The 26,197-nt window shown below is 71.9% G+C and carries 26 protein-coding genes; 9 read left to right on the top strand and 17 right to left on the bottom strand.

Translation table 11 applies throughout. The features are described from left to right. Positions 1–58 precede the first annotated feature (58 nt). Both LV75_RS26635 and LV75_RS26630 read right to left on the bottom strand, forming a co-directional pair. Positions 59–685 (bottom strand): DUF5684 domain-containing protein, encoded by a 627-nt coding sequence (locus LV75_RS26635; protein WP_253889788.1) that lies wholly within the window; start codon positions 683–685, stop codon positions 59–61. Positions 686–833: 148 nt separating this feature from the next. After that, positions 834–3,260 (bottom strand): DNA translocase FtsK, encoded by a 2,427-nt coding sequence (locus LV75_RS26630; RefSeq protein WP_253889787.1) that lies wholly within the window; start codon positions 3,258–3,260, stop codon positions 834–836. Positions 3,261–3,356: 96 nt separating this feature from the next. On the opposite strand from LV75_RS26630, the gene LV75_RS26625 reads away from it, so the two are divergent. The 3 genes from LV75_RS26625 to LV75_RS26615 all read left to right on the top strand — a co-directional run bounded on the left by LV75_RS26625 (position 3,357) and on the right by LV75_RS26615 (position 7,676). Beyond that, entirely contained in the window at positions 3,357–4,181 is an 825-nt protein-coding gene (locus LV75_RS26625; protein WP_253889786.1) for a lysophospholipid acyltransferase family protein, read from the top strand. Positions 4,182–4,250: 69 nt separating this feature from the next. Beyond that, positions 4,251–5,213, top strand: coding sequence for an EamA family transporter (locus LV75_RS26620; RefSeq protein ID WP_253889785.1), 963 nt, complete (start codon positions 4,251–4,253; stop codon positions 5,211–5,213). 204 nt (positions 5,214–5,417) lie between these two features. Next, positions 5,418–7,676 (top strand): SulP family inorganic anion transporter, encoded by a 2,259-nt coding sequence (locus LV75_RS26615; RefSeq protein ID WP_253889784.1) that lies wholly within the window; start codon positions 5,418–5,420, stop codon positions 7,674–7,676. A 72-nt stretch (positions 7,677–7,748) separates the two neighbouring features. On the opposite strand, the gene LV75_RS26610 is transcribed toward LV75_RS26615, so the two are convergent. From LV75_RS26610 to thyX, 7 genes are all read right to left on the bottom strand, one after another. After that, complete coding sequence (locus LV75_RS26610; protein ID WP_253889783.1) at positions 7,749–8,714, bottom strand: serine hydrolase; 966 nt, start codon at positions 8,712–8,714, stop codon at positions 7,749–7,751. 238 nt (positions 8,715–8,952) lie between these two features. Continuing rightward, positions 8,953–10,653, bottom strand: a complete 1,701-nt coding sequence (locus tag LV75_RS26605) for a ribonuclease J (RefSeq protein ID WP_253889782.1) — start codon at positions 10,651–10,653, stop codon at positions 8,953–8,955. A gap of 73 nt (positions 10,654–10,726) precedes the next feature. Beyond that, positions 10,727–11,740 carry a 4-hydroxy-tetrahydrodipicolinate synthase gene (dapA, locus tag LV75_RS26600; protein ID WP_253889781.1) on the bottom strand — a complete coding sequence of 338 codons (1,014 nt, stop codon included), beginning with the start codon at positions 11,738–11,740 and terminating at the stop codon, positions 10,727–10,729. A gap of 105 nt (positions 11,741–11,845) precedes the next feature. Further along, positions 11,846–12,466, bottom strand: coding sequence for a TIGR03085 family metal-binding protein (locus LV75_RS26595; RefSeq protein WP_253889780.1), 621 nt, complete (start codon positions 12,464–12,466; stop codon positions 11,846–11,848). Positions 12,467–12,509: 43 nt separating this feature from the next. Beyond that, positions 12,510–13,976 carry a serine/threonine-protein kinase gene (locus LV75_RS26590; protein ID WP_253889779.1) on the bottom strand — a complete coding sequence of 489 codons (1,467 nt, stop codon included), beginning with the start codon at positions 13,974–13,976 and terminating at the stop codon, positions 12,510–12,512. Positions 13,977–14,039: 63 nt separating this feature from the next. Beyond that, positions 14,040–14,429, bottom strand: coding sequence for an ACT domain-containing protein (locus LV75_RS26585; protein WP_253889778.1), 390 nt, complete (start codon positions 14,427–14,429; stop codon positions 14,040–14,042). A gap of 3 nt (positions 14,430–14,432) precedes the next feature. Further along, positions 14,433–15,185 (bottom strand): FAD-dependent thymidylate synthase, encoded by a 753-nt coding sequence (thyX, locus tag LV75_RS26580; protein WP_253889777.1) that lies wholly within the window; start codon positions 15,183–15,185, stop codon positions 14,433–14,435. Between the two features lie 142 nt (positions 15,186–15,327). Between thyX and LV75_RS26575 the strand changes: the two genes are divergently transcribed. Next, positions 15,328–15,831: a toxin-antitoxin system HicB family antitoxin gene (locus LV75_RS26575; RefSeq protein ID WP_253889776.1), complete on the top strand. Its 504-nt coding sequence runs from the start codon at positions 15,328–15,330 to the stop codon at positions 15,829–15,831. After that, positions 15,828–16,706: a DUF4097 family beta strand repeat-containing protein gene (locus LV75_RS26570; protein WP_253889775.1), complete on the top strand. Its 879-nt coding sequence runs from the start codon at positions 15,828–15,830 to the stop codon at positions 16,704–16,706. Before LV75_RS26575 ends, LV75_RS26570 begins: the two co-directional genes overlap by 4 nt. A gap of 1,417 nt (positions 16,707–18,123) precedes the next feature. Here LV75_RS26570 and LV75_RS26565 read toward each other — a convergent pair. Beyond that, positions 18,124–19,332, bottom strand: a complete 1,209-nt coding sequence (locus LV75_RS26565; protein ID WP_253889990.1) for a winged helix-turn-helix domain-containing protein — start codon at positions 19,330–19,332, stop codon at positions 18,124–18,126. A 38-nt stretch (positions 19,333–19,370) separates the two neighbouring features. On the opposite strand from LV75_RS26565, the gene LV75_RS26560 reads away from it, so the two are divergent. From LV75_RS26560 to LV75_RS26550, 3 genes are all read left to right on the top strand, one after another. Further along, complete coding sequence (locus LV75_RS26560) at positions 19,371–19,979, top strand: GNAT family N-acetyltransferase (RefSeq protein ID WP_308211044.1); 609 nt, start codon at positions 19,371–19,373, stop codon at positions 19,977–19,979. 127 nt (positions 19,980–20,106) lie between these two features. Next, positions 20,107–20,532 carry a hypothetical protein gene (locus tag LV75_RS26555; protein ID WP_253889774.1) on the top strand — a complete coding sequence of 142 codons (426 nt, stop codon included), beginning with the start codon at positions 20,107–20,109 and terminating at the stop codon, positions 20,530–20,532. 147 nt (positions 20,533–20,679) lie between these two features. Continuing rightward, positions 20,680–21,198 carry a hypothetical protein gene (locus LV75_RS26550; protein ID WP_253889773.1) on the top strand — a complete coding sequence of 173 codons (519 nt, stop codon included), beginning with the start codon at positions 20,680–20,682 and terminating at the stop codon, positions 21,196–21,198. A gap of 5 nt (positions 21,199–21,203) precedes the next feature. Here the strand turns inward: LV75_RS26550 and LV75_RS26545 are convergent, their stop codons facing one another. The 4 genes from LV75_RS26545 to LV75_RS26530 all read right to left on the bottom strand — a co-directional run bounded on the left by LV75_RS26545 (position 21,204) and on the right by LV75_RS26530 (position 22,948). After that, on the bottom strand, positions 21,204–21,419 hold the full coding sequence (locus LV75_RS26545) for a DUF2277 domain-containing protein (RefSeq protein WP_253889772.1): 216 nt from the start codon (positions 21,417–21,419) through the stop codon (positions 21,204–21,206). A 135-nt stretch (positions 21,420–21,554) separates the two neighbouring features. Beyond that, on the bottom strand, positions 21,555–21,692 hold the full coding sequence (locus LV75_RS26540; RefSeq protein ID WP_253889771.1) for a hypothetical protein: 138 nt from the start codon (positions 21,690–21,692) through the stop codon (positions 21,555–21,557). Between the two features lie 50 nt (positions 21,693–21,742). After that, the gene (locus LV75_RS26535; protein ID WP_253889770.1) at positions 21,743–22,216 is read right to left on the bottom strand and encodes a GyrI-like domain-containing protein; all 474 of its coding nucleotides are present in this window, start codon (positions 22,214–22,216) and stop codon (positions 21,743–21,745) included. Positions 22,217–22,282: 66 nt separating this feature from the next. Further along, positions 22,283–22,948 (bottom strand): alpha/beta fold hydrolase, encoded by a 666-nt coding sequence (locus LV75_RS26530; protein ID WP_253889769.1) that lies wholly within the window; start codon positions 22,946–22,948, stop codon positions 22,283–22,285. Positions 22,949–23,021: 73 nt separating this feature from the next. Here LV75_RS26530 and LV75_RS26525 point away from each other — a divergent pair, with 73 nt between their 5' ends. After that, entirely contained in the window at positions 23,022–23,531 is a 510-nt protein-coding gene (locus LV75_RS26525; RefSeq protein WP_253889768.1) for a hypothetical protein, read from the top strand. On the opposite strand, the gene LV75_RS26520 is transcribed toward LV75_RS26525, so the two are convergent. From LV75_RS26520 to LV75_RS26510, 3 genes are read right to left on the bottom strand one after another with little or no spacing between them, the layout of a single operon-like run. Then, positions 23,528–23,965, bottom strand: coding sequence for a tetratricopeptide repeat protein (locus tag LV75_RS26520; protein ID WP_253889767.1), 438 nt, complete (start codon positions 23,963–23,965; stop codon positions 23,528–23,530). The genes LV75_RS26525 and LV75_RS26520 overlap by 4 nt on opposite strands. Next, positions 23,965–24,747, bottom strand: coding sequence for a 4-hydroxy-tetrahydrodipicolinate reductase (gene dapB / locus LV75_RS26515; protein ID WP_308211043.1), 783 nt, complete (start codon positions 24,745–24,747; stop codon positions 23,965–23,967). Before dapB ends, LV75_RS26520 begins: the two co-directional genes overlap by 1 nt. Next, positions 24,744–26,069, bottom strand: coding sequence for a M16 family metallopeptidase (locus tag LV75_RS26510; protein ID WP_253889984.1), 1,326 nt, complete (start codon positions 26,067–26,069; stop codon positions 24,744–24,746). Before LV75_RS26510 ends, dapB begins: the two co-directional genes overlap by 4 nt. Positions 26,070–26,197 lie beyond the last annotated feature (128 nt).

Here is a 26,197-nt window from a genome sequence, read left to right as displayed (position 1 = left end):
TCCTCACCCTCACCCACTGGACGGTGTGGGTGAGGGATCGGGTTGCACCAGTAGTCGATCAGCCGTTGTACGGCTGCTGCGGGTAGCCACCTTGCTGCGGGTAACCGGGCTGCTGGGGATACCCGCCTTGCTGGGGCTGCTGGGGGTAACCGCCCTGGTAGCCCTGCTGCTGCGGGTAGCCACCCTGCACCGGGTAACCGGGCTGCTGCTGGGGGTAGCCGCCTTGCTGCGGGTAACCGCCGTAGCCCTGCTGCGGGTAGCCGCCGCCGGGGCCGTACCCGCCGCCCGCGAAGGCAGGGTCGGCGACCGGGCCCACGTACCGCGCGCTGCCGAACGCCAGGATCAGCAGGCCGATGAAGCTGAACAGGACCAGCACCACGGCGAACCCGCCGTCCTTGCCGAACGCCTTGGCCAGGTCGACCATCACGATGATCAGGATCACGATGTTGACCAGCGGGATGAACAGCAGCAGCAGCCACCAGCCGGGCCGCCCGACGATCTTGAGCAGGACGTAGGTGTTGTAGAACGGCACGATCGCCGCCCAGCCCGGTTGCCCGGCCTTGGTGTACACCTTCCACATCGCGACGACGCCGATGACGGCGAACGCCAGGCCGACCACCATGGCGGCGATGAACACGCCCCACGGGAACTCGGTGGTCGTGTAGTTGTAGTCGTACGGGTCCACGCTGCTGGGTCCTCCCTCAGGCCGCGCCGGGGTGCGGGCGCGCGCAATCATCCGCCGGTACCCTGGCCAACCCTGGCCCCGGATACCGCGGTTCGCGAGGGTCGTTAGCTGTTCGAGACCTAAAAGGACCCCGGTCCGAGCGGACGGCCTACTCGGCGTCCTCGTCCTCCACAGCGGACGGTCCACCCCGGAGTGTCCACAGCACGTTCTCCAGCTCGTCCGGCTTGATCAGCACCTCGCGGGCCTTGGAGCCCTCCGACGGCCCGACCACGCCCCTGGTCTCCAGCAGGTCCATCAGCCGCCCCGCCTTGGCGAAGCCGACCCGCAGCTTGCGCTGCAGCATCGAGGTCGAGCCGAACTGCGAGGTGACGATCAGCTCGGTGGCCTGCACCAGCAGTTCCAGGTCGTCGCCGATGTCCGGGTCGATCTCCTTGGCCTCGCCCGGCTTGGCCGCGGTGACCCCGGCCGTGTAGTCCGGCTGCGCCTGCTCCTTGGTGAACGCCACGATGTCGGCGATCTCCTCGTCGCTGACGTAGGCGCCCTGCACCCGGACCGGCTTGGCCGCGCCCATCGGCAGGTACAGCCCGTCGCCCATGCCGATGAGCTTCTCGGCGCCGGGCTGGTCGAGGATGACCCGGGAGTCGGTCAGCGACGAGGTCGCGAACGCCAACCGGGACGGCACGTTGGTCTTGATCAGGCCGGTGACCACGTCCACCGAGGGCCGCTGGGTGGCCAGCACCAGGTGGATGCCCGCCGCGCGCGCCTTCTGGGTGATCCGCACGATGGCGTCCTCGACGTCGCGCGGCGCGGTCATCATCAGGTCGGCGAGCTCGTCGACGATGGCCAGGATGTAGGGGTAGGGCCGGTACTCGCGCTCGCTGCCCGGCGGCGCGGTGATCTCGCCGGACTTCACCTTCTTGTTGAAGTCGTCGATGTGGCGAACCCGGTTGACCTGCATGTCCTGGTAGCGCTGCTCCATCTCCTCGACCAGCCAGGTCAGCGCGGCCGCCGCCTTCTTGGGCTGGGTGATGATGGGCGTGATCAGGTGCGGGATGCCCTCGTACGGGGTCAGCTCGACCATCTTCGGGTCGATCAGGATCATCCTGACCTCGTCCGGGGTGGCCCTGGCCAGCAGCGACACCAGCATCGAGTTGACGAAGCTCGACTTGCCGGACCCGGTCGAGCCCGCGCACAGCAGGTGCGGCATCTTGGCCAGGTTCGCGGTGATCATGTGGCCCTCGATGTCCTTGCCCAGGCCGACCACCATGGGGTGGCTGTCGCCGAGCGCGGTCGAGGAGCGCAGCACGTCGCCGAGGCGGACCATCTCGCGGTCGGCGTTGGGCACCTCGATGCCCACCGCGGACTTGCCCGGGATCGGGGCGAGCAGCCGGACGTTGTCGGTGGCCACCGCGTAGGCGATGTTCTTGGTCAGCGCGGTGATCTTCTCGACCTTGACCCCCGGCCCCAGCTCCACCTCGTAGCGGGTGACCGTCGGGCCCCGGGTGAACCCGGTGACCTGGGCGTCGATGGAGAACTGGTCGAGCACCCCGGTGATGGCCTCGATCATGGTGTCGTTGGCCTTGCTGCGCGCCTTGGGGGCGTCCCCGGCGACGAGCAGGTTCGGGTCGGGCAGCGTGTAGTCGCCGTCGACGACCCGGGTGACCGAGATCAGGCTCTCGTCCGGCTTGGGCTCGGTGACCTGCGGGGTCTCCTTGACCTCGACCGGGCGCTTGCGCGCGGGCTTGGCTGGCGCGGGCTCCTCCAGCGGCAGCGGCGGCTGCTCGGCGGTGTCCTCCGCCTGGCTGGCGACCTTGCGGCGCGGGGACTTGCGCGGCTTGAGCGGGGGCTCCACGAGCTCGGGCTCGTCGTCGAACAGGTCGGCGCCGTCGGCGGCGTCCTGCGGGTCGCGGCCGAGTTCGCGCAGCCGGGTGGGGACGTCGCGGATGCGGGTGCCGGTGAACACCAGCACGCCGAAGCCCAGCAGCAGGAACAGCACCGGGATGGCGACCCAGGCGGTGACGCCCTTGGCGAGCAGACCGCCGGACAGGTAGCCCAGCGCGCCGCCCGCGTACATCCTGCCGTCGTTGTCCACGGGCTGGCCCGCGAAGACGTGCAGGACGCCGAGCAGGGCGAGGGCGAGCAGCAGCGAGCCGACGGTGTAGCGGGGGCGCTTCTCCGGCTGCGGGTCGGTGCGCATCAGGGTGACGCCGAGGACGAACAGCAGCAGCGGCATGGCCACGGTCATCGCGCCGAGCACGGTCCGCACGCCGTCCTCGAGGTAGCCGCCGACCTTGCCGACGTGCCACCACACCGCGGCGCCGAGGATCACCCCGAGGGCGACCAGGGCGAAGCCGATGCCGTCGCGGCGGTGCGCGGGGTCGAGCTCCTTGGTGCGGCTGATCGCGCGGACCAGCGAGCCCGCGCCCTTGGCGAGCAGGCCCCAGGCGGCGGCCACGACCCCCTTGCTCGGCGGTGGCGCCTTGCGGGCCGCTGGGGTGCGCTTGGCCGGAGCGCGGGAGGCGGCGGGTTTGCGCGCCCCGCCCTTGCCCTTCGGTGTCGTCGTCCGGCTCGCCATGGGATCACACGGTAGTGGGCGAGCCGCCCGCCCGGCGCTTGCCACACCGTGCGCCCCCGCACCGGCACCCGCGCGCGCCCGTGCGATGCTCACGCCATGTCCGCGCTGCGCAGCCCCGCGCCCCGCCCGTCGCGCGCCCAGGACGGGCCCGCGCAGACCCCGCCGGTGTGGCGGGCGATGTGCGCGATCGACACCGCGCTGGTGCGCTCGGTGGGCCGGATCGAGATCACCGGCGAGTTCCCCGCGCACCTGCGCGGGCGGCCGGTGCTGGTCGCGGTCAACCACATCGGCATGTTCGACCCGTTCGTCATGATCGCCGCGATGCGCGAGATCGGCCTGCTGCCCCGGTTCATGCTCACCGCCGGGCTGCTGGACGCGCCGGTGCTCGGGTACTTCCTGCGCAAGGCGGGGCACCTGCGGGTCGACCGGGGCAAGGCCAACATCGCCGAGGCGTTCAGCCGGGCCACCGACACCTTGACCACGGCGCGGGTGCCGCTGCTGCTCTACCCCGAGGGCCGGGTCAGCCGGGACCCCGGGCTGTGGCCGGAGCGCGGCAAGACCGGGGCGGCGCGGATGGCGTTGCACGGGAACGTGCCGGTGGTGACGGTCAGCCAGTGGGGCGCGCACGAGGCCGTCTGCTGGGGCACCGAGGTGGTCAACGGGCCAGCCGACGTCAAGCCGCTGGTGACCTCGTTCTTCCGGGCGGTGCGCAAGCGGCCGGTGTTCAAGGTGCACTTCGGCGGCGAGGTCGACCTGGCGGACCTGTCGGCGGGCAAGCCGGGCGACGCGATGCGCGCGCACGCGCGGATCATGCGGCAGATCACCGACGACCTGGTGGCGTTGCGCCCCGATGAGCTGGACGCGCCCAAGTTCCACGACCCGACCCGGCCGTGCGACTCGGTCAGCCCGTGGCGCCCCTGACGCTGGGCACCCGACAGGTGGCCGGAAACGTCCTACCACTGGCCGTCGACTTCGGACAGACTGCCAGTCGTGACCACCAAAACGACGACGCCGGTTAGTCAGCACCGCGGCCGCGGCACCGTGTTCATCCTCGTGGCGTCCACGGCGTTCGGCAGTTCCGGCCCGCTGGCCAAGCCGGTGATGCAGGCCGGGTTCGCGCCGGAGCAGGTGGCCAGCGCGCGGGCGGGCCTGGCGGCGCTGATGCTGCTGGTCGGGGTGGCCGTGGTGCGCCCGCGCGTCCTGCGGGTCCGCCGGGAGCACTGGCGGGTCGTCGTCGCCTACGGGCTCATCGGGGTCGCGGCGGTGCAGTTCCTGTTCTTCGTCGCGGTGTCTCGGCTGCCGGTCGGGGTCGCGATGCTGCTGGAGTACACCTCGCCGGTGCTGGTCGCGCTGTGGGTGCGGTTCGTGCGCCGGGTGCGGCTGCCCGCGCTGTCCTGGCTGGGCACCGGGCTGGCGCTGGGCGGGCTGGCCCTGGTCGCGCAGGTCTGGTCGGGCCTGCGGCTGGACGGGGTCGGGCTGCTGGCCGGGGCCGGTGCGGCGCTGTGCTCGGCGGGCTACTACCTGCTCGGCGAGAAGGGTGCCGGTGAGCAACACCCGATCGGGATGGTCACCTGGGGCATGGCGGTGGGCGCGGTCGGCCTGTTCGTCGTCGCGCCGCCGTGGGAACTGCCGTTCGACAAGCTCGACGACACCGCGCTGCTCGGCGGCGCGGCGGTCCCGATCTGGGGGCTGCTGGTGGCCGTCGCGGCGATCAGCACGGCCATCGCCTACGCCCTGAGCACCAGTTCTCTGCGCCACCTGCCCTCGACGGTGGCCAGCGTGCTCGCGCTCTCCGAGCCCGTGGTGGCCACGCTGCTGGCCTGGTCGCTGCTCGGCGAGGTGCTCGCCCCGGCCCAGATCGCGGGCATGGTCGTGCTGCTGACCGGCGCGATGCTGGTCCAACTCGCCGCACGCGTCCCTGTCACACCAGCAGAACCACTGCCCACCGAATGAGACCGCGGTCACGTCGGAATCACACCGACGAGTGAATGTGGGCCTTGTCACGCCGTCACCGGAACCGAGAAAGGTAAAGGGTCGTTTACCTGACGGACGCGACACATCGTGGTCGATCGGTCACCATGTGCTCACTAGGGCCGGATCCCCGCCCCTGGTTCGACCGACCCGCGATCACCCTCACCAGACCCAGGAGGTCCCGCCATGGGCCAGCTCCGCCCCAGCGGTCCAGCACACGCGCCGCCGCTGCGCCGGGCCAGCCGTTGGCTGCGCGCCGACGCCCGGTTCGACCTGTCCGCCTCGCTCGTCGTCTTCCTCGTCGCCATCCCGCTGTCGGTCGGCATCGCCGCCGCCTCGGACGCCCCGGTCATGGCCGGGCTCATCGCCGCCGTCGTCGGCGGCGTCGTCGCCGGATCCCTCGGCGGTTCTCCCCTGCAGGTCAGCGGCCCCGCCGCCGGGCTGACCGTGGTCGTCGCCGAGCTGGTCGCCCAGTTCGGCTGGGCCGTCACCTGCGCGATCACCGTCCTCGCAGGCGTGCTCCAGGTGGTGCTCGGCGCCTGCCGGATCGGCCGCGTCGCGCTCGCCATCTCCCCCACCGTCGTCCACGCGATGCTCGCGGGCATCGGCGTGACCATCGTCCTCGGCCAGCTGCACGTCCTCCTGGGCGGCGCGGCGGAGGCGACCGCCTGGGAGAACGTGCGCGACCTGCCCGCCACCGCCGGCTCGACGAACCTGGCCGCCGCCGCGGCCGGGCTGGTGGTGATCGGCCTGCTCGTGCTGTGGCCGCGGATGCCCGCCAGGGTGCGCGCCGTGCCCGGGCCGCTGGTCGCGATCGTGCTGGTGACCGTCGCCAGCGGGCTGCTGGTGCTCGACGTGGCGCACGTGGCGCTGCCCGACGACCCGCTCTCGGCCATCCAGCTGCCGCAGCTGCCCGACGCTCAGTGGTTCGCCTTCGCCGTGGGCGTGGCGACGATGACGATCATCGCGAGCGTGGAGAGCCTGCTCTCGGCGGTGTCGGTCGACAAGCTGCGCCCGGGGCACCGCAGCGACCTGAACCGGGAACTGGTGGGCCAGGGCGGGGCCAACATCGCCTCCGGCCTGCTCGGCGGGCTGCCGATCACCGGGGTGATCGTGCGCAGCTCCACCAACGTCCGCGCGGGGGCGCGGACCAGGGCCTCGGCCGTGCTGCACGGGATCTGGGTGCTGCTGTTCACCGTGCTGCTGGTCGGCCTGGTCGAACAGGTCCCGCTCGCGGCGCTGGCCGGGCTGCTGATCGTGATGGGCGTCCGGCTGGTCCGCCCCGCCGACATCGCGGTGGCCCGCAAGCACGGCGACCTGCACGTCTACCTGATCACCATCGCCGGGGTGGTGCTGCTCGACCTGCTGCAGGGCGTGCTGCTCGGCCTCGCGGTGTCGCTGCTGGGCATGCTGCGCCGGGTCGTCTGGGCCAGGGTCCGGGTGCGCACCGGCGATGACACCGACGAGGACGGCAGGCCCCGGTGCGCGGTCATCGTCGAGGGCACGCTGAGCTTCCTGTCGGTGCCCCGGCTCTCCCGGGTGCTCACCCAGGTCCCCGACGGCAGCGCGGTGCAGCTGGAACTGGTCGTGGACTACCTCGACCACGCCGCCTACGAGCACCTGTCGGCCTGGCAGCGCTCGCACGAGGACACCGGCGGGACGGTGGCGGTCGACGAGATCGGCAGCATCCCGCGCCGCCGCGAGGGCCTGCCCCGGTGGTTCTCGCCGTGGTCGCACTGGCAGGACACCGAGCCCGAGGACCGGCTGCTGATCCCGACCCAGCGCGCCATCGGCCCGGAGGACCACATCCTGCGCCCGCTGGTGGCGGGCGCCCGCGAGTACCACCGCACCGGCGCACCGGCGCTGCGCCCGCACCTGCGCAAGCTCGCGGGCTCGCAGTCCCCGCACGCGGTCTTCCTGACCTGCGCCGACTCGCGCATCGTGCCGAACGTGATCACCGCGTCCGGGCCGGGTGACCTGTTCACCATCCGCAACGTGGGCAACCTGGTGCCCGACCCCGGCCCGTCCGGCGACCAGTCGGTGCACGCGGGCGTGCTGTACGCGGTCCGCGCCCTGGCGGTGCCGACCCTGGTGGTCTGCGGCCACTCCGGCTGCGGCGGGATGGCCGCGCTGCTGGGCGACCGCACCACCCTGGCCGAGGACGACCCGATGGGCCAGTGGCTGCGCTGGGGCGAGCCGAGCCTGGCCGCGCTGCGCGCCGGGCACCCGCTGGGCGAGCGCGCCGCCGAGGAGGGCTGGTCGGAGGTCGACCGGCTGGCGATGGTGAACGTGGCGGTCCAGCAGGAGAAGCTGCGGGCGATCCCCGAGGTGGCCGACACCGGCGTCCGGGTGGTCGGCCTCTTCTTCGACATCCCCACCGGCTCGCTGCTCCTGCTCGACGGCGACCGCATCGCCCCCTTGGCCGACACCGCGCTCACCGGCTGACCCACCCGGCACGGGGGCCCGGGGTCGACCGACCCCGGGCCCCCGTTCTGTCCTGAGTGGAGCGTCCGCTGATCAGCCGCCGTTGGTGGGGGTGTAGGCAGCGCGGGCGGTGGGCGCGGGGACGGCGGTCACGAAGGGGCGGCCGAGGGTGGCCCGGGCCTTGACCGCGGCGTGGGTGCCGCCGAAGTCGGCGGGGTCGCCCGCGCCCTGGGAGAAGAGGGCGTAGGTGAGGGCCGGTGCCCCGGCGGCGTCGAAGACGATGCCCGCCTCGTTGCGACCGTCGTTGAACCAGCCCGCTTTGGTGGCCACCCGGGCGCGCTCGTCCGAGGAGAGGTTGCGGCGGACGCCGTCGGTGTGGGCGGCCTGCGAGCGCAGGATCTTGAGCAGGTACGCCGTCGAGGTGGCGGACAGCAGGCGGCCCGCGGCGAGGGCGTTGAACAGGTCGTGGGTCTCGCGGGGCGTGGTCTTGCCCAGGTAGAACCGGTTCGGGTTGGCGGTGCCGACCACCTGGGTCTTCGGGAAGCCCTTCGCGACGAGGGTGGCGTTGACCTCGGTGGTGGGTGTGACCAGCCCGGCCAGCCGGTTCGCGGTGTCGTCGGAGACGGTGAGCAGCAGGGCGATGGCGTGGCCGAGGGTCACCGAACTGGGGTAGGCGCCGTCGAGCGGGAAGATGCCGTCCCCGCCGGTGTTGATGATGTCGGCGGTGACCTCCAGGCGCTGGGTCAGCGCCGCCTGGCCGCGGTCGACCTTGTCCAGCACCGCGACCGCCACCGCGACCTTGTTGACGCTGTAGGCCTCGACCACGTCGTCGGCGCGCGCGCTGACGACCTCCTGGCCGCCGAGGGTGATCAGCGACTGCCACGCGCCGCGGGCGGCGCGGGTCTCGCGCAGGTAGACCCACTGGATGAGCTGAGCCGGGGTGGTGCCCACCGGGAAGGGCGTGAACGGCTCAGCCGCCGCGGGCGTCCCGCTCCCCACCACGGCCACCGCGGCCGCCCCCAGCCCCAGCGCCGCCCGCCGGTTCATCCCTGTCGTCATCGCCCGATCCCCCTCCGTCAGCGGGCCGTCTGCCCACACCCGGCACCGAGCGTGCCACGCCCCGAGCCCGCGCGACCGGCAGCTTCCAGGCACACAACGGATTCCAGGCACAACGGATCTCCCCAGCCGTCCGCGAAAGCGGGCGGCCGATCGATTCCCCGTCCGAGGTCCGGATGCCCGCCCGGCGTCAGGTGTGCCACGACGCGGGGCGGGCTATCGGTTGAGCGGGCTGGCGGGGTCAGACCGGGATGACCGTGGGGACGATCATGGGGCGGCGGCGGTAGGTGTCGGCGACCCAGCGGCCCACGACGCGGCGGACCGCTTGGGCGATGCGGTGGGTGTCGGTGATGCCCTCGGACTCGGTGTGCGACAGCTCCATCTCCACCAGCGACACCACGTCGTCGAGGGCCTTGGGGTCGTCGGAGAAGCCGCGGCCGGAGACGGTGGGCGGGGAGACCGCGCGACCGGTCGTGGAGTCGACCACGATGGTGATCGCGATGAAGCCGCCCTCGCCGAGCACCAGCCGGTCGGACAGGGTGGACTCGCCGACGTCGCCGACCGAGAGGCCGTCGACGTAGACGTGGCCGACCTCGACCCGGCCGGTGATCGCGGCGCGCCCGTCGACCAGGTCGACCACGACGCCGTCCTCGGCGATCACCACGTGGTCGGCCGGTACCCCGGTCTTGACCGCCAGTTCCGCGTTGGCCCGCAGGTGCCGCCACTCGCCGTGCACCGGCATGACGTTGCTCGGGCGGACCGCGTTGTAGAGGAAGAGCAGCTCGCCAGCGGGGGCGTGCCCGGACACGTGGACCTTGGCGTTGCCCTGGTGCACCACGTGCGCGCCGAGCCGGACCAGGCCGTTGACCACGCCGAACACCGCGTTCTCGTTGCCCGGGATCAGCGAGCTGGCCAGGATGACGGTGTCGCCGGGCCGGATGGAGATCTGCCGGTGCTCGCCGCGCGCCATCCGCGACAGCGCCGAGAGCGGCTCGCCCTGCGACCCGGTGGACACGAACAGCACCTTGTCCTCGGGCATGGCCATCGCCTCGTCCAGGTTGACCAGCAACCCGGGCGGCACCGACAGCAGGCCGAGGTCGGCGGCGATGCCCATGTTGCGCACCATCGAGCGGCCCACCAGCGCGACCCGGCGGCCGTGCGCGACGGCCACGTCGAGCACCTGCTGGACCCGGTGCACGTGGCTGGCGAAGCAGGCCACGATGACCCGCTGCCCGGCGCGCGCGATGACCCCGTCGATGACCGGGCCGATCTCGCGCTCGGAGATGACGAACCCGGGCACCTCGGCGTTGGTCGAGTCGACCAGGAACAGGTCGACGCCCTCGTCGCCGAGGCGGGAGAACCCGGCCAGGTCGGTGAGCCTGCCGTCGAGCGGGAGCTGGTCGAGCTTGATGTCACCGGTGTGCAGCACGATCCCGGCCGGGGTGCGGATGGCCACCGCGAGCGCGTCGGGGATGGAGTGGTTGACCGCGAAGAACTCGCAGTCGAACTCGCCGTAGGTGACCTTCTCGCCCTCGCTGACCTCGTGCAGCCGCGGGTCGAGCCGGTGCTCCTTGCACTTGGCCGCGACCAGGGCGAGGGTGAACCGGGAGCCGACCACGGGCAGGTCCGGGCGCAGCCGCAGCAGGAACGGGACCGCGCCGATGTGGTCCTCGTGGCCGTGCGTGAGCACCAGCGCGTCGATCTCGTGCAGCCGGGACTCGATCGGCCGGAAGTCGGGCAGGATCAGGTCGACGCCGGGCTGCTGGTCCTCGGGGAAGAGCACCCCGCAGTCGACGATGAGCAGCCTGCCCGCGTGCTCGAAGACGGTCATGTTCCGGCCGACCTCGCCGATGCCGCCGAGGGCCACGACCCGCAGGCCGCCCTCGGGCAGCGCGGGCGGCGGGTTGGTGGGCCACTTGCCGGACTTGGGCGGTTGCCTCACCGGAGCACCGTCCCGTTCGCCAGCCCGTTCGCCAGCCCGTTCGTCTGGTCGTCGGTCGCCGTTCGGCGGGTCGTCACTGGTGCACCGTCCCGGTGCTGGTGTGCGTGGTGGTCGCGACGTAGGCGGCGTTGGCGTCGGCGTGCGCGACCCTGGCGGTGGCCACGTGCGAGGCCGGGGCCTGCGCGAGCGGGACACCCGCCTCGGCGAGGTCGGCGGCGATGGCCGCGACCTGGTCGGGGGTGGCGGGCGGCAGCGGCAACCGCGGGTCGCCCGCGTCCTGCCCGCGCAACCGCAGCGCGGTCTTGCTGAACACCACGCCACCGACCCGGCTGAACGCGCGCAGCACCGGCAGCAGTCCGTTGTGGATGTTGCGAGCGGCGCTGACCTCGCCGTTCTCGTAGGTGTCCAACATGGACCGCAGCCGACCGGCGACCACGTGGCCGATCACGCTGACGTAGCCGACGCCGCCGATGGACAGCCACGGCAGGTTGAGCGCGTCGTCACCGGAGTAGTAGGCCAGGTCGGTGCTGGCGATGACCTGGCTGCCCGCGAGCAGGTCGCCCTTGGCGTCCTTGACCGCGGCGATGCGCGGGTGCTCGGCCAGCCTGCGCAGCGTGTCGACCTCGATCGGCACGACCGAGCGCGGTGGGATGTCGTAGAGCATGACCGGCAGCGGGGTGGCGTCGGCTGCCGCGGTGAAGTGCGCGATCAGCCCGGCCTGCGGCGGCCGGGAGTAGTACGGGGTGACCACGAGCAGGCCGTGCGCACCGGCCTTCTCCGCCTGGCGGGCCAACTCCACGGTGTGCGCGGTGTCGTAGGTGCCGACCGACCCGATCACCGTCGCCCGGTTCCCGACCGCCTCGACCACGGCGCGGACCGCGTCCGCCTTCTCCCGGTCGGTGGTGGTGGGCGACTCGCCGGTGGTGCCGTTGACCACCAGGCCGTCGTTGCCCAGCTCGACGAGGTGCTCGGCGAGGGCCTGGACGCGGTCGAGGTCGATCGACCCGTCGGCGGCGAACGGGGTGGCCATGGCGGTCAGCACCCGGCCGAAGGGTCGGCCGGGAGCGGCGGTGGGACATGCGGTCATGGTGCTGACGCTACCCGCTGGGCACCGGCGTGACGTCTACCACTGCCAACTTGTGCACGGTTCGGGGGCTTGTGGACAACTCGGGGCACCTGGGCGGCGACCTGCCTAGAGTCCGCGGCGCACGGCCCGCGCGGCGGCCACGGCGGACTCGGGTCCGGTGTAGTCGACCCGGGTCTGGGCGCGGCCGAAGGCGTCCAGCAGCAGCTCGCCGGGGGCGCCGGTGATGGTCACCTGGTCGGGCCCCGGTCGGGCGGTGGTGGCGCGACCGTCCGGGGTGCGCAGCACGACGCCGACCGGGCTGCGTCGGAAGTGGAGCTTCGCGGTGCGGGTGAGCGCGGTCCACAGCGCGCCGTCGCGGCGCGGGTCGGCCGGGCGCGGCTCCCAGCCGGGGACGGCGCGGCGGACGTCCTCGTGGTGGATGAAGAACTCGGTGGTGTTGACCTGCGCGTCGAGCAGGCGCAACGGCGAGAACGGCGGCGGGCCGGTGCGCACCAGCTCGACCAGCTCCGCCCACGGCCGGGTCGCGTAGGCGCGCTGGACCCGCTCGGTGTGCCCGGCCAGCGCCTTGATCAGGATCCCCGGCGCCGCGTCCACCCGGCGCTCGCGGATGACCAGGTGGGCGGCCAGGTCCCTGGTCTCCCACCCGCCGCACAGCGTCGGCGCGTCCGGCCCTACCTCGGTGAACAGCTCGCACAACCGCGCGCGTTCATCCCTCGCGACACCCATGCCACCCACCCTACCGACAGGTAGCAGCGAGGCGGCGGCTCCGTCAGGACGGCGACTCGACCTGGCTGCCGGTGATCTTCGCGCCGTTGGCCCGCAGCAGCGCGCAGTGCACGGTGTGGTCGCGCCCCGAGGAGGAGTCCTTGGCCTCCCAGCTGTCCTTGGAGGGCAGGATGACCGCGTAGGTGAGCTCCTTCTTGATGTCGTCCTTCACCCGTTCCGTGCTGAACAGCCAGCCGCAGTAGGACTCGCCCAGAGCGTCCAGTTCGGACTGCCGGTAGCTCCACGGCGCCGACGAGCTGCCCGGCTCGAAGGTGCCGAAGACCTGGATCTGGAACACCTCGGCGCAGTCGTCGTTGGAGTTGAACGCGGTGGACTTCTGCAGCTTGCTGGTCGCGCAGTACCCGTCGGAGATCGAGAACTCCGGCAGGTCGCCCGAGTCGCCGCCGTAGGTGAACTTCGCGATCGGGGCGGCCTGCTCCTGCTCGCTGGGGGCGTTGAGCGCGGTGTTGAGGAAGTACCCGCCGACCGCGCCGAGCAGCAGCACGACCACCGCGGCGATCGCGAGCACCTTGGCCTTCGGCCTGCCGGGCGGCAGCGGCGCGGGCGCGGTGGAGTTGGGGTTCGGGTAGGGCAGGGCGCCCGCGGTCAGCGCCGTCGGGCCGGTGGGCGGACCTGTCGGCACGTGCGTGAGCAGGCCGTGCACCTGCGCCGAGGTGAGCCGGGCGGCGGGCGTGCCGATCATCAGGCCGCTGATCACCGAGGCCAGCGCGCCCTGCGCCCTGGTCAGGTGCGGTACCTCGGCGAGGATCGCGTGCATGGTCGCGGCGGTGGTGGGCCGCTCGAACGGGTTGTAGCCCTCGATCGCGTAGAACAGCACCGCGCCCAGCGCCCACAGGTCCGAGCTCGCGCCCGCCTCCTCGCCGCGGATGCGTTCGGGGGCCATGTAAGTGGGTGAGCCGATGAGGATCCCGCTGCTGGTCAGCCGCGGGTCGTCGAGGGACTGGGCGATGCCGAAGTCGGTGAGCTTCGCCCGGCCATTGGCGGCCAGCATGATGTTGCTCGGCTTGACGTCGCGGTGCACCACGCCCGCCTGGTGCGCGGCTTCCAACGCCGAGAGCAGCTGTTCGGCCAGCTTGGCGACCTGCGCGGCGGGCAGCGGACCGCGCTCGCGGACGATGTCCGACAGCGTCGGGGCCTGGATCAGCTCCATCACGATGTAGGTCGCGCCCGCCTCTTGGACGACGTCGAACACCGTGACCACAGCGGGGTCGTTGAGCCGACCGGCGGTGCGGGCCTCGCGCAGCACCCGTTCCTCGAACACCGCGCGCTCGCTGCCGGGCACCCCGTCGGGCAGGTGCAGCTCCTTGATCGCCACGTGCCGCCCGATCATGCGGTCCTCGGCGAGCCACACCACGCCCATGCCGCCGCGGCCGAGCTCGTTGAGGATCGCGTAGCGACCCGCCACCACCCGGGGTCCATGCGCGACGGTGGGACCCTGATCTTGCGACACCGGCAAACCTCCTCTGGCCGCGGGAATCCTAGTGCGCCACCCCCGTTGGCGAGGACGATCCGGCTAACTCGTGTGCACGTCGTGACCGGCCTCGCGCAGCGCGGCCACCGCGCGGTCCAGGTCAGCGTCGTGCACCAGCACGTGGTCGGTGTCGTAGGTGGACAGCGCGAACAGCGACACCCCCGCCGCGGCGAGCGATCCGGCGATCGAGGCCATGATGCCGGTGAGGGTGAACTCCAGCGGGCCGCGCACGGTGAGCAGGCGCCAGCCCGGCTCGGTCCGGCCGCCCCCGGGGGTCGCGCTCGCGGGCGCCACGATGGAGAGCTCGTCGGGGGTGCTGGTGACCGCCACCAGGCCCGCGGTGGTGAACAGCTCGGGGGACACGGCGGTGCCCGGGTCGAACCGGGTCACCGCGTAGTCACCGGCGACCACGTCGATGACGAGTCGGCGCACGGCTCAGCCCTCGGCGACGAGCGGGCTGGAGGCGACCTCGGTGCCGTCGGGCAGCGCGGAGATCACGAAGTCGGCGAACGCGTTGCCCGCGGCCTTCTGCAGTTGGCGCAGGCACTCGATGGCCAGCGCGCGGATCTCGACGTCGGCGTGCTCGGTGGCGCGCATGGCGATGAAGTGGCGCCAGGCGCGGTAGTTGCCGGTGACCACGATGCGGGTCTCGGTGGCGTTGGGCAGGATCGCGCGGGCGGCCTGGCGGGCCTGCTTCTTGCGCAGGGTCGCGCTGGGCACGTCGGCGAACTTCTGCTCTAGGCCGACGAGCAGCTCGTTGTAGGCGTCCTGCGCGGCTTGAGCGGCGGCGAGGAACTTGGCGTGCAGGTCGGGGTCGCCCGCGATGACGTCCGGCTCGACCATGGCCGCGGACTTCTCCGGCACGTAGCGCTGGGAGAGCTGCGAGTAGGAGAAGTGCCGGTGCCGGATCAGCTCGTGGGTCAGCGACCGGGAGATGCCGGTGATGTAGAAGGAGACGCTGCCGTGCTCGAGCACCGACAGGTGGCCGACCTCGATGATGTGCTGGATGTAGCCCGCGTTGGTGGCCGTCGCCGGGTTCGGCTTGCGCCAGGACTGGTAGCAGGCGCGCCCGGCGAACTCGGCCAGCGCCTCACCCCCGTCGGCGTCGGTCGACCACGGCACGTCCGATGGCGCGAAGAACTCCGTCTTGGCGATGAGCTGCACCTTCGGCGACACCGTCTCGGTCACGTCCCCATCCTCACTTCCGCTCGCGATACCCGGCGCCACAGTAGTCCGGCCAACTGGAGTAGCGGAGGCTGACATGCGGCTGACATCAAGTGACACCACGGTCCAGGTTGACTGATGTCGAATATGACGTCATGGTGGTGTCATGGATCTGAGCAGCTACCTCACCACCCTGCGCGACGACCTGAGCACCACGGCGTCCGCGGGCGACGAGTCCACCCGCCGCGCCGCGGCCGTGCTGGCCGCCGCGCTGGAGCCCTCCGCGCGACTGGCAATCATGACCGCGCTGTCCGACCTGGCCGCGGAGGTGACCGCGCACCTGCCCGACCACGTGGTCGAGGTGCGCCTGGACGGCCGGGACGTGCGCGTGGTGGTCACCAAGACGGCCCAGGCGCAGGCCGACCCGCCACCGCGGCCGGAGGAGGCGAAGTCGGAGTTCGGCGGCGACATGAGCCGGATGACACTGCGCCTGTTCGAGGAGCTCAAGGCGAAGGCCGAGCGCGCGGCGTCGTCGGAGGGGGTGTCGCTGAACACCTACGTGCAGCAGGCGCTGCAGGGTGCGCTGAGCGGGCACCGCAAGCACACGGGGGGCAAGCAGGCGGACCCGGACAAGGGCGCGTCACGAGTGCAGGGGTGGTACGGGGGATGAGCGAGACGCGGATGGAGCAGTTCACCACCGGCACCGACCCGGTGGAGATCGCGGTGGCCACCGGGTCGGGTCGCATCGACGTCCGGCTCACCGCAGAAGAGGGCATCGACGTCGAGGTCAGGCACGCCCCGGAGGACGCCAACCCGTGGGCGGACGGTCTCACCAACCTGGTGTCCTGGTTCACCACCCAGTTCGGCGAGGCCGCCACGCAGGACGCCGCCGCGGAGGCGGTGCGCCGCACCCGGGTCGAACTCGTGGGCGGTCGCCTGGTGGTCCGCTCGCCGAAGGAACCGCAGCTGCGCGGGATCCCGATCGCGGTGACCGTCCGGGCCCCCGTCGGCTCCGTGGTGTCAGCCCGCAGCGGAGCGGCCTCGGTGCGCATCACCGGCCTGGCCGACCGGGTCGACGTGACCACCGGCGCGGGCAGCGTTGACGTCGCCGAGTCCACGGGCGCCGTTCAGGCCACCAGCGGCACCGGCTCGGTGAAGATCGGCCCAGCCCCCGCAGGCGTCCAAGCCCGCACCGGCCGCGGCGAGGTAGAGCTAACTGCTGTAGGCGGCCCCACCACCGTAATCACCGGCGGCGGCGACGTCTGGCTCGGCGCGGTCACCGCCGACGTGACGATCCGCAGCGGCACCGGCGACATCACCATCGCCGACGCCGCCGAGGGCACCCTCGAACTGACCACCGGCTCCGGCGCCCTCAGGGTCGGCATCCGCCCCGGCTGCCCCGCCGAGGTCGACGTGTCGTCCGGGTCAGGGGAGGCCCGCAGCGAACTACCGCTGACCGGCACACGCCCCGAGGACGCGCCGCCGCTCAAGGTCAAGGGCCGCACCGGCCTGGGCTCAGCGCTGGTCACCCCGGCAACCCGCTAGTCGCTCGCGTCGAGGGCCCTCGGACTCCGTCCGGGGGCCCTCACTCACGCCCCCGCACGATCGTCGGCTCATACTCCTCATCCTCCAACGGCGTCCCGACCGGCCACCCGGGCCCCCGCCCCCCGATCACTTCCGTGCGCGGCTTGGGAAGCACGAGCTCACGGGTGTCCACAGTGGTTCTCTCCATCGGAAAGCCCTCCGCGCGGTCGTCGGTATCCAGCAAGGGTGCGGCCCGCCTGCCACACGCGCCACCGGACCGACCACTCCAGGCATACCCCGGCACCTCAGCCGGCGCCAGGAGCACCCACCAGGTGGACACTCCCCCCGACCTGCCGCCCCCATCCCCCGGGACTTCAGCGGTATCCCCCCGCTGACGGGTTAGCCCCGACCGGGGTGCGGACTCTTAGCCCCCCGAGTTCGCGATCCCACCTGCCCGCACCACCCCAACCACTGGACACACCGAAGCTGCCGATGTCAGCCCAGCCTCCGTCAGGTCCGGACCCAGCCCACCAACCCAGCCCCTGGACACTCAGACCAGCCGGCGCCAAACCAGCCCACCGAGCCAGCCCTGCCAACCCAGCCCCCTGGACACTCGGACCCTGCGGCGCCAACTGGCCTTCCGTCAGGTCCGCCCACCCCACAGTGCCAGCCCTGGACACTCGGACCCGGCGGTGCCGACCCAGCTGCCGTCAGGTCCGCCCCAACCCACCTACCCAGCACCTGGACACTCGGACTTGGCGGTGCCAACTGGCCTTCCGTCAGGTCCGCCTCAGCCCACCTACCCAGCCCGTGGACAGTCGGACTTGGCGGTGCCATCTCATCCCGTTCTCGGCTGTCCTGCCATCCCAGCGCCTGGACAGTCGGAGTCGCTGGTGCCAGGTGCTCGATGGGGTGGACCTGTTTTGTGTGGGGGGACGGCAGCCGTAGCGTCGCCTCGCGGCAGGGCCATGCTTTTCGGCCCCTGCTGTGCGGTTCTGCCACGGGTGTCGTAGGGGCCCCGCGCAAAACAGGTCCACCGCATCGAGCAAAGCTCGAAAATCGCGGATCGGGCCCGATGTTGCCGCCAGGCAACGAGGCGTCCGATCCCGGGTCGCCGAGCTCGCCGCCAGGCGACGAGGCCGACCCAATCCCTTGCCCCGCACCCCCAACCACGGCCTACGCCAAGATCAACCTGATCGAAAGCCCCCAAATACACAGCCTACCGACGCACCCCGACAAACCGGGAGCACCAAGCAGCGCCCTGTGGACAACCAAAGCCGTTGTGGACAACCCAGCCGCCCCGCAAGATCATCTGCCGCAAGAGCCCCCAATACACAGCCTACCGACGGAGACCGACAAACCAGGAGCAGCAACCAAGGCCTGTGGACAACCAATCAGGTTGTGGACAAACAACTCTAAGCACACAGACACCCCCGCGCTACACCGCCCTCCGCAACGCCCCCGCCAAATCTCCCCGTTCCCCCACCACAACCCCCGACAACCCCAACCACTCCGCCATAACCCTCAACTCCGCCCCCAACTCCCCAGCCACCCGCCCAGCATCCTGCCCCAACTCCAAGAACGCCCCCTGCACCCGCAACACCCCACCCGCGCGATCCGCCTTCAAATCGACCCGCGCCACCAACTCACCGTCCAAAAGGAACGGGAACACGTAGTACCCGTAAACCCGCTTCGCTTCAGGCACATAGATCTCGATCCGATACCTGAACCCGAACAGTCGCTCCGCTCGATCCCGTTCCCAGATCAACGGGTCGAAAGGACACAACAGCGCCCGCCCTTCTACCCGTCGAGGCGTTCGCGCGTCCACGTGCCTATAGGCGCCGTGTCGCCACCCAGGTACCGAGACCGGTTCCAGCAAACCGGCCTCCACCAACTCGCCCACCGCCTGCTGCGACCGCGCGGGTTCAAGCCGGTAGTAGTCCCGTAGGTCCTTCTCGGTCCCCACCCCGTGCGCCACTGCGGCGCGCAATGTCAATGCGCGGGCGGCTTCGTCGTCCGGAACGCGCGGGGCGGCGAGGACTGAGGCGGGGAGAACTCGCTCGGGGAGGTCGTACAAGCGTTGGAAGCCGACGCGGGTGGCGGTGGTTAGTTGGCCGGTGGCGAAGAGGAACTCGCAGATGTGCTTGATGTCGGAGCGGTTCCACCACCCGCCCTTGGCCCGGGGGACGGCCCCGCCGAGGGTGCTCTCGAGGGTTCCGGCCGACACCGGGCCCAGTTCCTTCACCGTGGCCAGGACGTCGTCGACCAGGCCGGGGGACTTGGGGGCGACGCGGGCCAGGTAGTTGGCGTAGCGGGACTCGTAGCGGTCCATGCGCCAGCGGAACAGGGGCCAGTCCTCGACCGGGATCAGGCTCGCCTCGTGCGCCCAGAACTCGACCAGCGTGCGCGGGCGGCGGGTGGAGTGCGACCACGCGGCGTCGTCGACCAGGGTGGTCGGGTAGGGGCCCAGGCGGGAGAACAGCGGCATGTAGTGCGCGCGGACCGCCACGTTGACCGAGTCGAGTTGCAGCAGTTGCACCCGGTCGATGGTGCGCTGGAGGTGGCGGCGGGTGGGGACGCCGGTGGGGCGGGGGTCGGCGAAGCCCTGGGCGGCGAGGGCGGTGCGGCGGGCGGCCGACGGGGTCATCTGGGTCACTGGTGGGCTCCTGGTGCTGGGACGCCCCGATGCTCTCACCCGGCACCGACAGCCGCGGGCCGTCCACTACCTTCAGCGGCATGGCCGAAGCCGCCGTGCGTGCCGCGGGTCCCGATGACGTTGCCGAGTTGGCCCGCGTGCAGGTGAGCACGTGGCAGACCGGGTTCGAGAACCTCCTGCCCCCCGATGTGCTGGCCGGGCTGGACGCCGACGCCGCGGCGGCGGAGTTGGCGCGGGTGCTCGAGCAGGGGCCCGCGACCGTGCACGTGGCGGTCGAGGGGCAGTGGCTGGTCGGGTTCTGCGTGGTCGGGCCCTCCCCCGAGTCGGAGTCGGCGGGGGCGAACGACGTGCCCGCGCCCGACGCGGGGACGGTCGCGCTGGTGGGGACGTTGCTGGTCGAGCCGAGGTGGGGGCGGCGCGGGCACGCCGGACGGCTGCTGGCCGCGTCGTGCGCCGCCGCGGCCGACGCGGGGATGACCAGGGGGATCTGCTGGGTGCCCGAGCGCAGCCAGTCGCTGGTCGGGTTCTTCCAGCGCGCCGGGTGGGTGCCCGACGGGGTCGTGCGCACGCTGGACGCGGGCGGCAGGCCGCTGCGCGAGGTTCGGCTGACCGGGTCACTCGGGCTGGACCTGGTCTGAGGGCCCCCATACTGGTTCGCGACGGCTCCGGCCGGACCCACGCCGCCGCCGACCGAGGAGACCCCTCACCGGCGGCGGTCACGTAAGCGGACCCACCGGTCCGCCGGACACCAGCGGGGAACCGACGATGAGCGAACCGGCACGACAACGGGGCAGCACCCCCGAGAGCAACGACCTCGCCGAGTTCCTCGGCGCGCACACCGCGGCGCTGAGCGCGCACGAGCTCTGCGCCAAGTTCGGCAACTGGGCGGCGCTGTGGGGCGAGTACCGCTCCGGCGAGCGGATCGTGCCCTGGCACCTGCTGGCCAGGGTGGTCGCCGACCAAGTGCCCGACCGGCGGGAGCGGATGATCGCGCTGACCCGGGCCAAGGTGCTCTACGACCGGGCCGAGGCGGCCGCCGCGGCTGGCGAGCTCGCGGGCCGCGACCAGCCGCGGCGCACCCGCGCGGTCACCGCGATCGCCGCGGCAACCGCCGTCGCGGCCCTGATCGCGACCGGCGTGCTGCGGCGAACACCGGTGCAGCGCAAGGCAACCGAGGACTCCAGGCGGTGATCGACCGACCACGCTGAGCGGTGATCACGGCCGCGGGGTAGCGGGTCGGGTGCGCCCGGGGGGTGGTGTGGACAACTCAAGCCGCCCGGGTCGGCTTCTCAGGTACCGTCGGTGCGGACCTTTGTTGATGATGGAGGGGGGTGCCTAGTGCTGGGCTGGCTGTGCGTGACCTTCGGCGTCGCCTTCAGTTCCGCGCTGGTGCCCCTCGTCAGCATCGAGCTGTTCGTGCTCGGCCTCGCCGCGCAGGAACCGCAGGTGCACTGGCTCGCGCTGGGCGCGGTGGTCGCGGTGGCGCAGGTCCTGGGCAAGCTGCTGTTCTACTTCGCCGCGCGCGGCTGGATCCGCTTACCGGCGTTCGTGCACCGCCACCACGACCGGGAACGGCCGATGACCCCGCGCCGCGCGCGCTGGGAGGTACGCACCAAGCGGCTGCGCGACTGGGTCGCCCAGATCCGCGAGCGCTGCGAACGCCACCCCGGCTGGCTGTACGGCACCTACAGCGTCAGCTCGGTCGTCGGCGTGCCACCGTTCATGGCCATGGTCGTGCTCGCGGGCCTGGTGCGCATGCGCCTGTCGGCGTTCATCGGCGTCGGCCTGCTGGGCCGCTTCATCCGCTTCAGCGCCTTAGCCGCCTCGCCCGCCCTGTTCGCGGGCTGGTTCCTCTAAGACGGCTACTGCTTGCCACCCCGCACCACAAGCCGGTCCAACAACTCCTGCGTCGCCGCCGTCACCGCGTCCACCGCCGCCTCGAACGCCTCGGCGTTGTGCGGCGCGGGAGCCCGGAACCCGGAGATCTTCCGCACGTACTGCAGCGCTGCCGCCCGAACGTCGTCGTCGCCCACCTCATCGACGAACGGCGCGCGGAGGGTCTTGATGCTTCGGCACATGCCCCCATCATGCCCCGCGCCACCGACGAACGCCGAGATCCCCACCACGCGCACCGCACACCGAGTCCACACCGGACTCGCCCGAACCCGGGAAGACCGGTGGGGACCGGGTTCTCGACCCGATCCCCACCAGCCCTAGTCCTGCTCGGACTCCTCCGTCTCGTAGGCGCACCCGGGCGCCCCCACGTCGTGCAGTTCACGGCGCCCCGGGATGTCCGAGTAGGCCGGGCACCGGCAGACGCCGGTGGAGTCCTCGACTTCGAATGTGCTCACGATCCGCGCTCTCCGATCGGTGACGACCGCGACAGCGTAGTCCGACCGGATCAGTCCCGTACGCGGTATGCCACTTCCGTCCGCCACTCAGCCGGATCAGGCGTCACCGCCGGGTCGCTCAGGTAGGACTCGAACCGCCCCGCCCAAACCCCATCGGTGACGTCGAACTCGGTGCCGGTGGCCTCAGCCCACGCGTCCAAGGCCGCGAAGGTCTCCCGAATCCGGTCCGGATGCCCGTTGTGCATCAACACGGCGTACTGACCAGCGGGTTTACTACCCCCCAACACCCGCCCATCACCGTCGACAAGGCTGGGCACCGGAACCCCGACCTCAACATCAATCACATCGCCAGCGACCGAGTGATACCGGTAGAACAACGCCCCCGCGGGCTCGACACCACGCTGGGCAACCCAGCCGTAGACCTCCCCGATCAGCGCGTTGACCTTGCCCCACTCAGCCAAGCTGGCCTGGGTCCGGATCGACACATAGGGCTGAGCGGCCCGGGTCTCAATAGTGGGCTGCATCGAACTCCTCTCGTCATCTTGTTTGTACGACGCCGCGGTGCGGGTGTTGGTCACGAACGCGCAGGCCTATCCGATCCCCACCAACGCCCGCACCAACCCATCCGGATTCGCCAGCGCAGGCAAATGCCCCCCATCGATCTCCACCGGCTCCACCCCCAACCGCACCCGCAACAACTCGCGCTGAAACCCCACCGGGAACAACCGGTCCCCCGCACTCACCACCGCGCTGGTCGCCACATCCGGCCACCGCTCCAACGGCCACACCGTCTCGAACGGCCTGCCCGACTGCCCCAGCGGCTCCTCCCACAACGCCTCGGGAACGTCGTGCAAGAACACCTCCACCGGGTCGAACTCGCGGTTCGGGTCCCGCCCCTCCCGCACGTCGTTGGCCCGCATCGCCGCCGACGACCCGGACGTCGCCCACCACTGGTCACCGGTCTCCCCCGCGACCGGCACCATGGCGTTGACCAGCACGATCCGGCGCACCGGTACCCGGGTGGCCACGATCGGCGCGGTGAACCCGGCCATCGACTGGGCCACCACCACCAGGTCCGAGTACCCGCGCACCGCGTCCACCACAACGTCGGCGTACTCCTCGAACCCCGCGGTGTCGTCCTCGCACGGCAGGTCCGGCGTGACCACCTCGTGGCCGTGTGCGCGCAACAGCGGCACCACCAACCGCCAGTACCGCGAGTCGGACGCCGCGCCGGGCAACAGGACGTAGGTCGTCATGCGGGCCAGGCTAACCCCCGAGACCGACAAAACGGTCCACACCAGCCACCACCTCGGCCCTAACCTGGGCTCCGTGGAATGGGAGTGGACGTGGCCCCGGCCCGACCGGGTGGTGGCGCGGTACGCGGCGGTCGCGGTCGGCCTACTCGCCGTCGCGGCGCTCGTGGGGCTGGTGGCGGGGGTCGGGAGCGGTCTCTGGGCGGGTCTGGTCGCCGGGTTCGTGGCGCTCGTGGCGGCGCTGGCGCTGTACCTGCGCTGGCGGCTCATGAAGTACTCGCAGGAGGTGGTGTGGGCGCGCCTGGCGCCACCGCTGGAACCGACACACGTCGAGTTCCGCCGCCACAACGGCGCCACGGGGACCCGGTCGCTCACCGCGTGCACGCACATGGACGTCCGCTACACCCAGAACCTCAGCGCTTCCGAGCCGTTCGAGGCCAAAGCCCTGCTGCACTCGGGCGACGGGTCGCTGCGACTGCGCACGATCGCCTACTCGCCCGAGCTCGCGGCCTGGGTCAGCCGCATCCGCGAAGCCGGGCTGCCCGTGTCGGAGGAGACGCACATCGAGCGCCCGGACAGCACCTAGTCCGCGAGCTCCAAGGCCTTGCGCATGGAGTCGCGCGCCCGACCCCGGTCGCCCGCCACGTCGTAAGCGACAGCCAACCGGTACCAGGAGCGCCAGTCCTCGGGGGCCGCCTCGGTCTCGGCACGGAACTGCTCGAAGAACTCGTCCGCCGCCGCCCGGTCCACCCGGCCCGAGGGCATCAGCGGCAGGTCCGAGGTGTCGGGCAAGCCCTCCTCCGCGGCCAGCCGCCGACCCAGTTCCTGGGTGCGGACCCCGAAGCGCAGCGTGGACCACACGACCCAGGCGCCGACCAGGGGCAGCAGCACAACGCCGACACCGAGGCCGAGCGCGACCGGGGAGCCGTCGCGGAACAGGGCCACCGCGCGACCGCCGAGCAGGACGAAGTAGACGACCAGCACGGCGGTCAGCAGCAGCGACACCGAACGCGCGGACATCACAGGTCCAGCAGGTTTTCCAGGCCGACGACCAGACCCGAGTGGTCGAGGATGGCCCGCACCCCGTGCAGCACACCGGGCATGAAGGACTTGCGGTCCAACGAGTCGTGCCGGATGGTCAGCGTCTCGCCCTCGCCGCCGAAGAGGACCTCCTGGTGCGCGACCAGCCCGCCCAGCCGCACCGAGTGCACCCGGACCCCGTCGACCGACGCGCCGCGGGCACCGTCCAGTTCGGACGTCGTGGCGTCCGGGACCACGCCGAGCCCGGCGGCGGCACGGGCCTGGGCGATGAGCCCCGCGGTGTGCGCACCGGTGCCGGAGGGGGCGTCGGCCTTGCGGTTGTGGTGCAGTTCGATGATCTCGACGGTGTCGTAGTACTTCGCCGCGAGCTGGGCGAAGCGCATCGACAGCACCGCGCCCAGGGCGAAGTTCGGCGCGACGAGCACCCCGAGCTCCGGCTTGGGCTCCAGCCACTGCCGCACCGTGTCGAGCTTGGCCGCGTCGAACCCGGAGGTGCCGACGACGGCGTTGATGTCGTGGTCGACGCAGAACCGCAGGTTCTCCATGACCACGTCGGGGTGGGTGAAGTCGACGACCACCTCGGCACCGGCGTCGGCGAGGTCGAAGGTCCAGTCGCCGGAGTCGACCATGGCGACGACCTCCAGGTCGTCGGCCGCCTCCACCGCGGCGCACACCTCGGCGCCCATCCGGCCGCGGGCACCGAGGACGCCGACCCGGATCGGGTTGTCGGCCGAGCGGGTGGGGGGAACGGAGCTCGTCACTTGCTCACCTCGTGCAGTTGGACCGGAACGTCGTCGGTGTGAGCGTAAGGGCCGACCACGGCCGCGGCGAGGGGCCGGGCCAGCAGGTCACGCGCGAGGACCGCGACGTCATCGGCGGTGACCGCGGCGTAGCGGTCCAGGGTCTGCTCGACGGTGAGGTAGTCGCCGTAGGCGAGCTCGCCCTTGCCGATGCGCGACATGCGGGAGCTGGTGTCCTCCAGGCCGAGCACGAGACCGCCGCGCAGGCTCCCCTTGGCACGGGCCACTTCCGCGTCGGTGAACCCGTCCTTGGCCACCTCGCGCAAGACCTCGCGGACCACCCCGGCGACCTCGCCGAGCCGATCCGGCTGGCAGCCCGTGTAGATGGACAGGTGGCCGGTGTCAGCGTAAGCGGCCACCGATGAGTACACCTGGTACGCGAGCCCGCGCTTCTCCCGGACCTCCTGGAACAACCGGGAACTCATGCCCCCGCCGAGCGCGGCGTTGAGCACGCTCAACGTGAACCGGCGGTCGTCGTGCCGGTCGAGGGCCCGGACGCCGAGCATCATGTGCGCCTGCTCGGTGTCGTCGGTGTGCAGCACCAACCGCGGCGACGACCCCAGGCGGGCCCGCCCGGTGCGGGGCGCGATGGGCAACCGGTCGCCGGTGAGCCTGTCGCGCAAAGCCTTGCGCACCAGGGTGAGCACCGAGCGGTGGTTCACGTTGCCCGCCACGGCCAGCACCATCCGCGGCATCGTGTAGCGACGCCGGTAGAACCCGTTGAGGGCGGTGCGGGTCATCGAGGTGATCGACTGCTCGCTGCCCAGGACCGGGCGGCCCAGCGGGTGGTCGGCCATCAGCGCGGTGCAGAACGCGTCGTGCAGCAGGTCCTCGGGGTCGTCGTCGCGCATGGCGATCTCCTCGAGCACCACCCCGCGCTCGGTCTCCACATCGGACTCCGCGCACACCGCGTCGAAGACCACGTCGGACACCAGGTCGATGGCCAGCGGCAGGTCCTCGTCGAGCACGTGCGCGTAGTAGCAGGTGTGCTCCTTCGCGGTGAACGCGTTCAGCTCACCGCCGACGGCGTCGATCTCCTCGGCGATCTGCGCGGCCGAGCGGCGCGCGGTTCCCTTGAACAGCAGGTGTTCCAGGTAGTGCGCGGCACCGGCGACCGAGCTCGGCTCGTCGCGCGAGCCGACCTGGACCCAGATGCCGACCGAGGCCGAGCGGACGCCGGGCACCCGCTCGGTGATGACGCGCAGGCCACCGGGCAGCAGCGTGCGCCGGACCTCGGTGTCGCCGTCGCGTTCGAGCAGCACCGTGCTGCCGGGCTTCTGCAGGTGGCCGTGGACCCGCTTGGCGGCCGGGGTCCGCGGCGCTTCGGGGGACTGGTCTCCGGGGGACTGGTGAGGTGCGGAACGGCCGCGGGCGCCGTTGGCGCCCGCGGCCGTCACCGGGGAACTGGGAC

Origin of the sequence: Actinokineospora diospyrosa, assembly GCF_024171925.1 — a bacterium.
GTDB lineage: Bacteria > Actinomycetota > Actinomycetes > Mycobacteriales > Pseudonocardiaceae > Actinokineospora > Actinokineospora diospyrosa.
Note: the sequence above shows the minus strand (reverse complement) of the source record. Positions and strands in the feature narration are given on the sequence as shown.